Raw genomic sequence first — 12,849 nt, forward strand, 5'->3', positions numbered from 1 at the left:
TACCGCCAAGGGGGAGAACGACGTGCCGCTGCGCACCAAGCGCGTCCGCTACCAGCCGCAGACGTCGGCGACGGAGTGCGGCGCCGCCTGTCTGGCCATGATCCTCAGCTACTTCGGCTGCCGCACCGCCGTGCGGGACCTCCGCGAACGGCTCGGCATCGGCCGCGACGGCGCCACCGCGCTCGCCCTCGCGCGGGCCGCGCGCGAGTACGGGCTCGCCGTGTCCGCCGTGCGCTGCGAGCCCTGGCAGCTGCCCCGCCTCGCGCTGCCCGCGATCGTGCACTGGGGGTTCCAGCACTTCGTGATCCTCGAGGAGATCTCGCAGACGTCCGCCACGATCATGGATCCGGCGGGTGGGCGCAGGACCGTCGGCATGGATGAGTTCTCACGGGAGTTCACCGGCGTCGTGCTCACCTTCGAGCCGACCCCGACGCTGGCCAGGAGCGGACGCGAGCAGCAGGGAATCGTCCGCTTCCTGGGGCGCTATCTGCCGCGCAGGCTGGGGATGTTCGGGGCCATCGCCGCCTTCTCGCTCCTGCTCACCCTCATCGGGCTGCTGCCCGCAGGGCTCACCTCGTACGTCGTCGACACCCTCATCCCCAGCGGGTCCGCCTCCGCGCTGCCCGTGGTCTCGCTGAGTGTGGGGCTGCTCGTGCTCAGCATGCTCGTCGTCACGTACGGGCGGTCCGTGATGCTGCTCTATCTGCAGACCGTCATCGACATCCGGCTGATGAGCAATTTTCTGGGCCATCTGCTGCGGCTGCCCTTCAGCTACTTCCAACTGCGCACCAGCGGTGACCTGTTGCTCCGCCTCAGCAGCAACGCCATCATCCGCGACCTCGTCACCAGCCAGGCCATCGCGCTCCTCCTCGACCTGGCCAGCTCGGTCCTCTACCTGGGCCTGCTGTTCAGCATCGCCCCCGACTACGCCGGTGTGATCCTCGCCTTCGCCGTCGTGCAGCTCGGCACGGTCGTCGTCACCACCCGGCGCGCCGCCGACCTCAGCCAGCGCGAGCTCGGCGCCATGTCGGAGGCGCAGAGCTACATGGTCGAGTCGATCGTGGGGGTCGAATCGCTGAAGGCGTCCGGGGCCGAAGGGCATGTGTACGAGCGGTGGGAGCGGCTCTTCGGGAGTCAGGTGGACGCCGCCCGGCGCCGCAAGGCCCTCGACAACGTCGTGGACGCCGTCGTGCAGACGCTGCGCACCGCGATGACGCTCGGCCTGTCCCTGTACGGGGCGTGGTGCGTCCTGGACGGGCGGATGTCGCTCGGCACGATGCTCGCCCTGAACGCGATCGGCGGCAGCCTCATCGTGCCGATGAACAACCTCGCCAACACGGCCCGCCAGATGCAGACGGTCGGCGTGCACGTGGCCCGCCTCAAGGACGTCCTCGACGAGGAGCCCGAGCAGGACGACGCGACGCCGCGCAGGCAGTTCACCCTGCGCGGCGCCGTCGAGCTCGACCGGGTCTCGTACGCGTACGGCAAGGGCGGGCCCCCGGCCGTGCGGGACGTCTCGGTCTCCTGCCCGCCCGGGTCCCTGATCGCGGTGGTCGGCGCGACCGGCTCGGGCAAGAGCACCCTGTCGCGGCTGCTGCTCGGCCTCTACCAGCCGTCGTCGGGGCGGGTGCTGTACGACGGCGTGGACCTGGCCGAGGCGGACGTGGCGGCGGTGCGGCGGCAGTGCGGGGTGGTCGTGCAGGACGTCGCCGTGTTCAGCGGGTCGATCCTCGACAACATCACGCTGGCCGCCCCGGACGCGCCGCTCGACGAGGTCGTCGAGGCGGCCCGGATCGCCTGTCTGCACGACGACGTCATGCGGATGCCCATGAAGTACGAGACCTATCTCGCCGAGGGCGGCATGGGGCTCTCCGGCGGGCAGAAGCAGCGCCTCGCCCTCGCCCGCGCCGTCGTGGCCCGGCCCGCGCTGCTCCTGCTCGACGAGGCGACCAGCCATCTGGACGCCCGCACCGAGGCCGAAGTGCACCTGAAGCTCAGCGAGTTGCGGTGCACGCGGGTCGTGATCGCGCACCGGCTCTCCACCGTACGCTCCGCCGACCTCATCCTCGTCATGGACCAGGGGGAGGTCGTCGAGCGCGGCACGCACGAGGAGCTGCTGCGGCTGCGGGGCGCCTACGCGAAGCTCGTCGCGGCGCAGACCGGGGGTGAACGGGGCGTCGCACAGGGCGGGTTCGGGCCCGCGCCCGCCATGGACACCCTCCAGATCTCCGTGCCGAACCCGCAGTCCGTGATCCTCGCCGCGGCCCGCGCGGGCCACCACCTGGAGGCCGCCGCGCTGGCCGCCGCCCACCAGCAGGAGGCGTACCGGCACGCCGGGCCCGGCTCCCCCGAGGTCACCCACTGGGTGGAGGTGCGGGCCGACCTGGCGCGGCTCGCCGGGGACGCGGAGCGGGCCTGCCGGCTGTGGATGTCGGCCGCGGACGCCCGTCTGGAGCGGCTCGCACACCCGGAGAAGCACCCGGCGAAACACCGGGAGACCTCCGACCAATCCGGCGGAACCGAGAAGGTCGAGGAGGCCGTGGACCGCGCGCACCGCGAGTGGCGGCGGGTGACCGACCCGAAGGTGGCGCACGCCCTCGCCGCGGACCTGCTCGATCTGCGGGCCCGGGTGCCGGGCGGCCGACCCGCCGCACCGCCGCGGCCACGGGTCGAGGCACTGGCCAACCCCCGTGCAGAAAGGCCGTGTTCGACACCTTGACCTGCCCCTGCGGCCCTCCTATCGTCGCCACGCTCCCACGACGTAGGACGTGGGATCTCTACAGAGTCCCAGAGTCCCGGGGTTCCCCTCACCCCACTCCTTCATGGAGGCACCGTGAGCGACACCGACCGGCGTTCCTTCCTCAAGCACACCGGCGCCCTCGGCGCCGCCGCCGCCCTCACCTCGACCCTGTCCGCCTGCTCGTCCGGGCCGGAGTCCACCAGCGACACCGGCGGCAAGGACTCGGAGGGCAGCCTGACCGCCGTCATCGGCTATGGGAACGACGGGAGTTGGGACCCGACGATGACGGCGTCCGCCTTCGCGATGGCGGGCAACGAGCACATCTACGAGGGGCTGCTCGGGACGGACCCCATCAGCCGCGAGCCCTATCCCGCGCTCGCCACCGCGCTGCCCGCCGACCCGAAGGCCACCACCTGGAAGTTCCAGCTGCGCGCGGGCGCCACGTGGCACGACGGCAAGCCGGTGACCGCCGACGACGTCGTCTTCGTCTTCGAGCGGATCCTCGACCCGAAGACGCAGACGCTCGCCAAGGGCTTCTTCGAGAGCTGGCTGAAGGGCGTCAAGAAGGTCGACGCACAGAACGTGGAGCTGCAGCTCAAGTTCCCCTTCCCGGACGGCGTCGCGCGGCTCACCCTCGCCAAGATCATGCCGAAGCACGTCTTCTCCAAGCCCGGCGCCTGGGACGAGGCGACGAAGGGCAAGGCGGTCGGCTCGGGCCCGTACCGGCAGACCGCGCACCACCCGAAGTCCAACACCACCTTCGAGGCGTTCGCGGACTACAACGGCCCGCGCAAGGCCGCGTTCAAGAAGATGAACTGGCTGACGATCGTGGAGGCCGCGCCCCGCGTCGCCAAGATCTCCGGCGGCAGCGCCGAGGCGGAGATCTCCGACAACATCCCGTACGCCAACATCGAGCAGCTCAAGAAGGGCGGCCTGACGGTCGAGGGCGGGGCCGGGATGAACAACCTCTTCCTGCTCTTCCAGACGAAGCACAAGCCCTTCGACGACGTGCGCGTGCGCCAGGCGCTGCACTACGCCATCGACACGGAGAAGATGATCCAGATCGCCCTGCGCGGCCACGGCAAGGCGTCCACGTCCTTCCTCAACGAGGGCAACCCCACGTACCGGCCGGCGAAGACGGTGTACGCGTACGACCCGGAGAAGGCGAAGAAGCTCCTGAAGGCCGCCGGGGTGAGCGGACTGAAGATCAACATCATGGCCGTGAACGTGAGTTGGATCTCGGACTGCCTGCCCACCATCAAGGAGGGCTGGGACAAGATCGGCGTGGAGACGACCCTGGACTCGCAGGAGACCACCGCCGTCTTCACCAAGCTCGACCAGAAGAAGGACTTCCAGGTCGTCGCGGCCGCCTCGAACCCGAACCAGTTCGGCATCGACGCCGACCTGATCATGCACTACAACTACGGGCCCGAGAACATCTGGATGGGCTACGCCCGCTGGGCCGAGACCGCCACCGCCAAGCACCTCTTCAAGCTGATGGACCAGGCCACCAAGGAGCCGGACGCCACGAAGAAGAAGCAGATGATCCAGGACTACATCGACATCGTCGCCGAGGAGGCGGTCCTCTACCCGGTCGTCCACAACGAACTCATGACGGCCTGGGACCCGAAGAAGATCACCGGGGTGCGGGCCCAGCCCTATCCCGGCATCAACCTCCTCCAGGCGAAGCGGGCCTAGGGCAAGGACGCCTCACGTGACCGCGATCATCCGCATCCTCGCCCGGCGCGTCCTGCTGCTCGTCCCGCTCCTGCTCGGCATCGTCCTGTTCGTCTTCCTCGTGATGCGGTTCTCGGACGTCGACCCGGCGTCCGCGTTCTTCCAGGGCGCCAACCCGACGCCCGCGCAGCTGCACCAATTCCGGGAAGACAACGGCCTGTTGGATCCACTGCCCGTGCGCTACGTCCACTTCCTGGGGGACCTGACCCACGGCGACATGGGCATCAGCGTCCTGACCCGCTCCCCCGTCGTCGACCAGATCACCACGGCCCTGCCGCTCACCGTGCAGCTCACCTTCCTGGGGCTCGGCATCGCCGTGGTGCTCTCCCTGGCCGGCGGCATCACGGCGGCCATCTACCGGGACCGGCTGCCCGACCAGCTGATCCGCGTCGTCTCCCTGACCGGGGTTGCGGCGCCCGGCTTCTGGCTGGCGCTGCTGATGATCCAGTACCTGGCCGTGGAGCTCGGCTGGTTCCCGACGGGCGGCTACATCAACCCCGGCGACTCCTTCACCGGCTGGCTCAAGTCCATGACCCTGCCCGCCTTCGCGCTGTCCCTGCCGGTGGCCGCGCAGCTCACCCGCATCATCCGCACCGCCGTCGTCGAGGAGCTCGACAAGGACTACGTGCGCACGGCGATCGGCAACGGACTGCCGCCGGTCGTCGTGGTGGGCCGCAACGTGCTGCGCAACGCCCTCATCAACCCGCTCACCGTGCTCGGCCTGCGCGTGGGCTATCTGCTCGGCGGCGCCGTCGTCATCGAGACGATCTTCTCGCTGCCCGGCATGGGGAAGCTGATGATCGAGGCCGTCAAGAACGGTGACCCCGCCGTCGTGCAGGGCGTCGTCATCACCACGGCGGTCGGCTTCGTGGTCGTCAACCTCGTCATCGACATCCTGTACCTGCTGGTCAATCCGCGCCTGAGGGGGACGGCCTGATGATGACCTCGCGCGCGGCCCGCACCGCGAAACTGGCCCGCCCCGGCATCCGCCTGCGCTCCCTGCGGCGCCTGCCGGTCCTCTCCCGCATCGCCCTCGGCGTCATCACGACGGTCGTCCTGGTCGCCCTCTTCGCCCCCCTCATCGCCCCGCACGACCCGCTCGACCAGGCCCCCATGGTCGACGGCACCGGGCACCCCTCCAGTGAGCACTGGATGGGCCAGGACAGCCTGGGCCGCGACATCCTCAGCCGCCTCATGTACGGGGCGCGCTGGTCGCTCGCGATCGGGCTCGGCGCGACGCTGCTCGCGCTCGCGGTGGGCGCGCTCATCGGCGCGGTCGCGGCGACCTCCCGCAAGGCCGTCGACGAGACGCTGATGCGCTGCCTGGACGTCGTCATGGCGTTCCCCGGGATCGCGCTCGCCGCCGTCCTCGTGGCCGTGTTCGGCGGCGGCATCACCGTCCTGATCTGTGCCATCGCGTTCCTGTTCACGCCGCCGATCGCCCGCGTCGTGCGCGCCAACGTCCTGGACCAGTACGGCGAGGACTACGTGGTCGCGGAGCGCGTCATCGGCGCCCGCACCCCGCACGTCCTCGTCCGGCACGTCGCCGTCAACTGCGCGGCGCCCATCCTGGTGTTCTGCACGGTGCAGGTCGCCGAGGCCATCGTCTTCGAGGCGTCGCTGTCCTTCATCGGCGCGGGCGTGCGGCCCCCCGACCCGTCCTGGGGCAGCGTCATCGCCGACGGCAAGAACATGGTGCTGATCGGCGGCTGGTGGGCGACGGTCTTCCCCGGCCTCCTCATGCTGATCACAGTCCTGTCCCTGAACGTCCTCTCCGAGGGCGTCTCGGACGCCTGGGCCGCCCCCGCCGCCCGCGACGTCACCGGCGCCCGCCGCGACGACCGCCTGGAGGCCCCCGAGCCCGGCTCCGGCAAGGTCCTCGAACTCCCGGGTCTCACCGAGGCCGGGGAGCGCCTCCGCTCCCGCGCCCGCCCCCTCCCCGAGGGCGAACCGGTCCTCTCCGTACGGGACTTGGCGATCGGCTTCGACGCCCGGCACGGCGGCGTGGACATCGTCGACGGCATCAGCTTCGACGTCCGCCCCGGCGAAGTCCTCGGCCTGGTCGGCGAGTCGGGCTGCGGCAAGTCCCTCACGGCGCTCACGGTCATGGGCCTGGAGCCGAAGGGCGCCCGCATCCGGGGCCGTGTCACCTTCGGCGGCAGGGAGCTCATCGGCCTCCCGATGCGCACCCGCCGCCGCCTCCTCGGCCACGACATGGCGATGATCTACCAGGACGCCCTGTCGTCCCTCAACCCGGCGATGACGGTACGGGCCCAGCTCAAGCAGGTCGTACGGAGGGGTGGGCGGCGGACCTCCGTCGAGCTCCTCGAACTCGTCGGCCTGGACCCGGACCGCACCCTGCGCAGCTATCCGCACGAGCTCTCCGGCGGCCAGCGCCAGCGCGTCCTGATCGCCATGGCCCTGTCCCGCGACCCGAAGCTGATCGTCGCCGACGAGCCCACCACGGCCCTCGACGTCACGGTCCAGGCCCAGGTCATCCAGCTCCTGCTCCGCCTCCGCGAGGAGCTGGGCTTCGCGCTGATCCTCGTCTCGCACGACCTGGCCCTCGTCGCGGACGTCACCGACCGGGTGGTGGTGATGTACGGCGGCCAGATCGTCGAGACGGGCGTGACCGCCGACCTGGTGGAGCACCCCACCCACCACTACACGCGCGGCCTGCTCGGCTCCGTGCTCTCCCTGGAGTCGGCGGCAGAACGCCTGACGCAGATCAAGGGGGTCGTGCCGTCGCCGGCTGACTTCCCCCAGGGCTGCCGGTTCGCGGACCGCTGCCCGCTCGCGAGCGAGGTGTGCCGCACGACGGCGCCCGAACTCCTCGGCGGGACGCGGCACTCGACGGCCTGCCACCATCCGGCACCGGTCGGCGAGGTGCCCGCGCCCCGGGGAAGCGAGGCAGTGAAGTGACCTCTCCAAGTGAAGTGACCGCCCCACTCGTCGAGTTGAACGACGCGCACGTGGTGCACAAGGCGCGCACCGGCGGCCTGTTCTCCCGCGACCGCGTGTACGCCCTGACCGGCGCCGACCTCACCATCGCGCCCGGCGAGACCCTCGGCGTCGTGGGCGAGTCGGGCTGCGGCAAGTCGACCCTCGCGAGGGTCCTCGTGGGGATCCAGCCCCCGTCGGCGGGCACGGTGGCGTTCCGGGGCCAGGACCTGTGGACGATGACGCCGGCGCAGCGCCGCGAGACGATCGGCCGCAACACCGGCATGATCTTCCAGGACCCCTCGACGGCCCTGAACCGCAGGCTCACGGTGCACCAGATCCTCCGCGACCCGCTGGACGTCCACCACCACGGCAAGGGCGCCCAACGCGACGCCCGGGTACGTGAGTTGATGTCGCTGGTCGGACTCCCGAAGGCCCTCGCCGACGGGCTGCCCGGCCAGCTCTCGGGCGGCCAGCGCCAGCGCGTGGCGATCGCCCGCGCGCTCGCCCTGGAGCCGTCCCTGGTGGTGGCGGACGAGCCGACGAGTGCGCTCGACGTGTCGGTCCGCGCCCAGATCCTCAACCTCCTCCTCGACCTGAAGGAGCGCCTCGGGCTCGCCCTGGTCTTCGTGTCCCACGACATCCAGACGGTGCGGCGGATGAGCGACCGCGTCATCACGATGTACCTGGGCCGCATCGTGGAGGAGTCCCCGGCGGCGGAGATCCTGGACCGCGCCCGCCACCCCTACACCCGGGCCCTGTTCTCCGCGACCCCCGGCCTCCTCGACCCCATCGACCCGATCCCCCTGATCGGCCCGGTCCCGTCCGCGACGCACCCGCCCACCGGCTGCCCGTTCCGCACCCGCTGCTGGAAGGCGGACGAGGTGTGCGCCACCGCGATGCCGGACCCCGAACCTTCCGGCCCCACCCACTCGTTCCGCTGTCACCACCCCGTGGGCGACGGCCAGCCGACCCACGACCTCGTCGCCCAGGCCGCCGCCACGGCCACGACCGACGCACGCACATCCAGGGAGCCTTCATGACGCTTGCCTCGCCGCTCACCGGTGTCATTCCGCCCGTCTGCACCCCCCTGACACCGGAAGGCGAGGTGGACACGGCGTCACTGACATCCCTCACCGACCACCTCGTCACCGCCGGGGTGGACGCCCTGTTCGTCCTCGGCTCCTCCTCGGAGGCGGCGTACCTCACGGACGCCCACCGCAGGACGGTGGTGGAGACGGTGACCGGCCATGTGGCGGGCCGGCTCCCGGTCCTGGCAGGCGTGATCGACATGACGACGCCCCGGGTCCTGGAGCACGTGCGGGCGGTCACGGCGGCGGGCGCGGACGCGGTGGTCGCGACGGCCCCCTTCTACACGCGCACGCACCCGGCGGAGATCGAGCGCCACTTCCGGCTGCTCGCCGAGCGGGCGACGACACCGGTCTTCGCCTACGACCAACCGACGTCCGTCCCCCTCAAGCTCTCCCCCGACCTGGTGCTCACCCTCGCCCGCGACGGCGTCCTCGCCGGCCTCAAGGACTCCAGCGGCGACGAGGGTTCGTTCCGCGAGGTCCTCATCAACTCCCGTACGCTGCCCGGCTTCAGCGTCCTGACGGGCTCGGAGCTGACGGTGGACGCGGCCCTCGCGATGGGCGCCGACGGCGTGGTCCCCGGCCTCGGCAACGTCGACCCCGAGGGCTACGTACGCCTGTACCGGGCCTGCCGCGCGGGCGACTGGGAGCGGGCGCGGGCGGAACAGGAGCGCCTGTGCCGCCTGTTCGGGATGGTGCGGGCAGGAGACCCGTCCCGCATGGGCGGCAGCTCATCGGCCCTCGGCGCGTTCAAGGCGGCGCTGCACCTGCGGGGCGTGATCGCCTGCCCGGTCACGGCGGAGCCGCAGGTGCCGTTGTCGGCGGCGGAGGTCGAGCGGGTGGGGAAGTTCCTGGCGGGGGCCGGGTTGTTGTGAGTTCAACCCCTGGGTGGACAACCGCTCCGCGTACCGCGCAGGTTTACCACCGTTTCCCACCCTGGGGTTGACGGCCGAGCGGTGACCGGATCCGTACCTTCGTCCCTGGTACGGCGGACGATCCGCCGGGCCCGCGGCCGACCACCGCGGGCACGCCACACCACAGGGGGAACCTCATGGGCACCAGATCACGCCTGGCTCCGATCGCCATGACCGGGGTCCTTCTCGGCGGCGGCCTCGCCGCCGCCACGGCCACCGCCGCGAGCGCCGACGCCCCTCAGGCCAAGGTCGCCGCGCAGTCCTGCTACGGCGGGGCGAAGAACTACAAGTCCACGCGCGACATGTGGCCGAGCGTCACCGGCTACGTCAAGTTCAGCGGCCGATGCGGCGACATCAACGTCAAGCCCAACGCCAACGTCAAGGTCGCCGTGTGCTGGCAGCGGACCGGCAAGTGCCAGGACCACTGGACCTACGCCAAGAAGGGCAGGTGGGCCGTGGTCGCCACCAACGTGCGGCGCGGCGCCGGCTTCCAGCTGATCTTCTGGAACAACAGCACCGGCAAAGTCGCCTACTGACCTCGGGGGAAACTCATGCACGTACGCACACGTCTTGTTCCGTTCGCCCTGACCGGCGTTCTGCTCAGCGGCGGGCTCGCGGCCTTCGCGGCGACGTCCGCGGCGGCCGATGCCCCGAAGGCATCCATCCAGAGCTGCTACGGCGGGGCGGAGAAGTACATCGCCAACTCCCGCGGCGGCAGCGACGCCTACTGGCCGAAGGACAGCTTCCGCCGGGTCACCGGTCACTGCAACGACATCAACGTCAAGGTCAACTACGACCGGAAGTTCGTCGTCTGCTGGAAGGGCCACTCGTGCCCGACCACCTGGAAGCAGGGCAAGAAGGGCCGCTACGTGGTCGGCGCCCACATCAACGGGCGCAAGGACTTCTACCTGAAGTTCCGGGGCACGAACCGGGGCACCGGCAAGGTCGCCTACTGACCGGGGAGGTCACCCATGCGCACCCACGCACGCGTGCTCCCGCTCACCCTGACCGGCGTGCTGCTCGGCGGAGCCCTGGCCGCGGTGGCGGCGGCGCCCGCCGGGGCCGGCGCGGGCGTCCGGCCGGACGCGGGGGTTCAGTCCTGTTACGGCAGCGCGCAGAAGTACACGGCCGTCGGCTATCCGTCCCTCAACACGGCCATCTGGCCGGACGGCCGCTGGGCGACCACCACTTCGAAGTGCGCCGACATCAACGTCAAGACCAACTACACGCGCAATGTACGGGTCTGCTGGGAGACCGGGGCCTGCACCGGCTTCACCCTGGCCAGGGAGGGCAAGTGGACCGTCGCCGCCCCCAGGGTTCCCAACGGCACGCGATTCCGGCTCTACTTCAGGGGCGCCAACAACGGCACCGGCAAGGTCGCCTACTGACCCCTCGGAGCTGACCTCCCGCAGCTGGCCCCTCACAGCTGACCCGCCCGCACCAGGCCCGACTCGTAGGCCGCAATGACGAGTTGGGCCCGGTCGCGGGCGCCCAGCTTGCCCATGATGCGGCTCACGTGGGTCTTCGAGGTCAGCGGGGACAGGCCCAACTGGTCGGCGATCTCCGTGTTGTTGAGGCCGCGGCCGACCAGCATCAGGACCTGTCGCTCGCGGTCCGAGAGGCCGTCGGGGCCGCCCGCGAGGTCCGCCGCCGCCTCCGGGTCGGGAGAGCGCAGCACCCGGGCTATCAGACGTGAGGTCGGGCCCGGCGAGAGCAGGGACTCGCCCGCCGCCACCGTGCGGATCGCGTCGAGGAGTTCGGCGGGCTTGATGTCCTTCACGAGGAAGCCGGAGGCCCCGGCCCGCAGGCCCTCCACCACGTGCTCGTCCGTGTCGTACGTCGTCAGGATCAGCACCTTCACACCCGCCAGGTCCTCGTCCGCGGCGAGCAGCCGCGTCGCCTCGATCCCGTCGAGGTCGGGCATGCGGATGTCCATCACGATCAGGTCGGCCCGCTCGGTACGGGCCAGCTCCAGCGCCTCCCGGCCCGTGCCCGCCTGCGCGACCACCTCCATGTCGGGCGCGGACTCGACGAGCATCGCGAACGACGCCCGTACGAGGGTCTGGTCGTCGGCGAGCAGTACGCGGATCGTCATGCGGCTCCTCCGGGCCCGGCGGCTGCGACGGCGGCCCCCGCGGCCACGAGCGGCAGCACCGCCGACACCATGAAACCGCCCTCCTCGCGCGGCCCCGCCTCCAGGGTCCCGCCCACGCTGCGGGCCCGCTCCCGCATCCCGAGCAGCCCGAACCCGGGCGTGTGGGACGGGTCCTGGACCGTGCGCCCGTCGTCGCAGACCGTGACCCGCAGCACGCCGCCCCCGGCCCCCGCACCCTCCGCCCCCGCGTCCGCGTGCTCGGTGCGCAGGCCGACGCGGATGGTGAGCCCGGGGCCGCCCGCGTGCCGTACGGCGTTGGTGAGGGCCTCCTGCACGATGCGGTACGCGGCGACGCCCACGGCGGGCGGCGTCGCGCACTCCTGGACGTCGACCTCCACCGCGGCGCCCGCCGTGCGCGCCGACTCCGCGAGGTCGGCTATGCCGTCGAGGCCGGGGAGAGGTCCGCGTGACTCGTCGGCGGCGGCCGCGCCCCCGTGCACGTCGCCGTCCGTGCCCGACCTCAACACCTCCAGCGTGGCCCGGAGTTCGCCGCGCGCCGTGCGGCAGGTCTCCGAGATGTCCTCCAGGGCCTTGGCGACGGCCGCCCGGTCGAGCCGGTCCGGGTCGGCGGCCAGGACGTGCGCGGCGACCGACGTCTGCACGCCGACGAGCGTGATGCTGTGCGCGAGCAGGTCGTGCAGATCGCGGGCCACCCGCAGCCGCTCCTCCGCGACCCGCCGCCTGGCCTCCTCCTCCCGCGTCCGCTCGGCCCGTTCGGCCCGCTCGACGACCGACGCCACGTACTGCCGGTGCACGCGCACGTACACGCCGAGGATCAGGAACGACACGATCCAGCCGGTGATCCGCAGCGCCTCCCGGCCCTCGGCGATGCCCTGCCCGAACTTCACGCCCAGCATCACGCCGATGACGCCCGCGCCGACCACCACGGTGCGCAGCGGCCGCCCCGACATGGCCACCGTGAACAGGGCGAGCATCGAAGCCGCCATGGGTGCGTTGTGGTTGTAGTTCAGCGCGTGGTACGGGGCGACGAAGGCGGCCAGGGCGACGAAGGCGCCGAGGGGGGCGCGGCGCCGGAAGACCAGCGGCACGTGGAGGGCGAGCAGCAGGGTCCAGCCGACCGCGTCGGGCGCCCGGCTGTCGCCCCCGCCGCCCCGCAGGCCGATGAACACGGCGCAGGCGGCGCAGACCAGGGCGAACAGCGCGTCGACGCGCAGCGTGCGGGCCACACCCGCCCGTACGTCACGGGGGCCGGGCGGTCCGAGCAGGCGGGGCAGGGCTATACGCATGAGGTCCACCGGTTCATCTTGGGGC

At 71.5% G+C, this 12,849-nt stretch carries 11 protein-coding genes; 9 read left to right on the forward strand and 2 right to left on the reverse strand.

The features are described 5' to 3' along the window. Positions 1-22 precede the first annotated feature (22 nt). From ACQB60_RS04475 to ACQB60_RS04515, 9 genes are all read left to right on the forward strand, one after another. Positions 23-2,719, forward strand: coding sequence for a peptidase domain-containing ABC transporter (locus ACQB60_RS04475; protein WP_496924458.1), 2,697 nt, complete (start codon positions 23-25; stop codon positions 2,717-2,719). Positions 2,720-2,833: 114 nt separating this feature from the next. Then, a complete protein-coding gene (locus tag ACQB60_RS04480) occupies positions 2,834-4,438 on the forward strand; it encodes an ABC transporter substrate-binding protein (protein WP_496924459.1) in 1,605 nt (534 codons plus the stop codon). 16 nt (positions 4,439-4,454) lie between these two features. Beyond that, complete coding sequence (locus ACQB60_RS04485) at positions 4,455-5,414, forward strand: ABC transporter permease (RefSeq protein ID WP_496924460.1); 960 nt, start codon at positions 4,455-4,457, stop codon at positions 5,412-5,414. Beyond that, positions 5,414-7,399 carry a dipeptide/oligopeptide/nickel ABC transporter permease/ATP-binding protein gene (locus ACQB60_RS04490; RefSeq protein WP_496924461.1) on the forward strand — a complete coding sequence of 662 codons (1,986 nt, stop codon included), beginning with the start codon at positions 5,414-5,416 and terminating at the stop codon, positions 7,397-7,399. The genes ACQB60_RS04485 and ACQB60_RS04490 overlap by 1 nt, the downstream gene beginning before the upstream one ends. Positions 7,400-7,413: 14 nt before the next feature. Continuing rightward, positions 7,414-8,460: an ABC transporter ATP-binding protein gene (locus ACQB60_RS04495; RefSeq protein ID WP_496924462.1), complete on the forward strand. Its 1,047-nt coding sequence runs from the start codon at positions 7,414-7,416 to the stop codon at positions 8,458-8,460. After that, on the forward strand, positions 8,457-9,383 hold the full coding sequence (locus ACQB60_RS04500; protein ID WP_496924463.1) for a dihydrodipicolinate synthase family protein: 927 nt from the start codon (positions 8,457-8,459) through the stop codon (positions 9,381-9,383). Before ACQB60_RS04495 ends, ACQB60_RS04500 begins: the two co-directional genes overlap by 4 nt. Before the next feature lie 176 nt (positions 9,384-9,559). Beyond that, positions 9,560-9,958 (forward strand): hypothetical protein, encoded by a 399-nt coding sequence (locus ACQB60_RS04505; RefSeq protein ID WP_496924464.1) that lies wholly within the window; start codon positions 9,560-9,562, stop codon positions 9,956-9,958. 15 nt (positions 9,959-9,973) lie between these two features. Continuing rightward, the gene (locus ACQB60_RS04510; protein ID WP_496924465.1) at positions 9,974-10,378 is read left to right on the forward strand and encodes a hypothetical protein; all 405 of its coding nucleotides are present in this window, start codon (positions 9,974-9,976) and stop codon (positions 10,376-10,378) included. Between the two features lie 15 nt (positions 10,379-10,393). Then, positions 10,394-10,810, forward strand: a complete 417-nt coding sequence (locus ACQB60_RS04515) for a hypothetical protein (RefSeq protein WP_496924466.1) — start codon at positions 10,394-10,396, stop codon at positions 10,808-10,810. Between the two features lie 32 nt (positions 10,811-10,842). Here ACQB60_RS04515 and ACQB60_RS04520 read toward each other — a convergent pair whose 3' ends face one another. Next, the gene (locus ACQB60_RS04520; RefSeq protein ID WP_496924467.1) at positions 10,843-11,517 is read right to left on the reverse strand and encodes a response regulator; all 675 of its coding nucleotides are present in this window, start codon (positions 11,515-11,517) and stop codon (positions 10,843-10,845) included. After that, the gene (locus ACQB60_RS04525) at positions 11,514-12,824 is read right to left on the reverse strand and encodes a sensor histidine kinase (protein ID WP_496924779.1); all 1,311 of its coding nucleotides are present in this window, start codon (positions 12,822-12,824) and stop codon (positions 11,514-11,516) included. The genes ACQB60_RS04520 and ACQB60_RS04525 overlap by 4 nt, the downstream gene beginning before the upstream one ends. Between the last annotated feature and the right edge of the window lie 25 nt (positions 12,825-12,849).

The sequence above is a fragment of the Streptomyces odontotermitis genome (assembly GCF_050510915.1).
Lineage (GTDB): Bacteria > Actinomycetota > Actinomycetes > Streptomycetales > Streptomycetaceae > Streptomyces.

What these genes read in the sequence shown, in the direction of transcription:
- ACQB60_RS04505 (WP_496924464.1), top strand. Translation starts at nt 9,560, where the DNA reads ATGGGCACCAGATCACGCCTGGCTCCGATCGCCATGACCGGGGTCCTT.
- ACQB60_RS04525 (WP_496924779.1), bottom strand. Translation starts at nt 12,824, where the DNA reads ATGCGTATAGCCCTGCCCCGCCTGCTCGGACCGCCCGGCCCCCGTGAC.
- ACQB60_RS04515 (WP_496924466.1), top strand. Translation starts at nt 10,394, where the DNA reads ATGCGCACCCACGCACGCGTGCTCCCGCTCACCCTGACCGGCGTGCTG.
- ACQB60_RS04500 (WP_496924463.1), top strand. Translation starts at nt 8,457, where the DNA reads ATGACGCTTGCCTCGCCGCTCACCGGTGTCATTCCGCCCGTCTGCACC.
- ACQB60_RS04510 (WP_496924465.1), top strand. Translation starts at nt 9,974, where the DNA reads ATGCACGTACGCACACGTCTTGTTCCGTTCGCCCTGACCGGCGTTCTG.
- ACQB60_RS04520 (WP_496924467.1), bottom strand. Translation starts at nt 11,517, where the DNA reads ATGACGATCCGCGTACTGCTCGCCGACGACCAGACCCTCGTACGGGCG.
- ACQB60_RS04490 (WP_496924461.1), top strand. Translation starts at nt 5,414, where the DNA reads ATGATGACCTCGCGCGCGGCCCGCACCGCGAAACTGGCCCGCCCCGGC.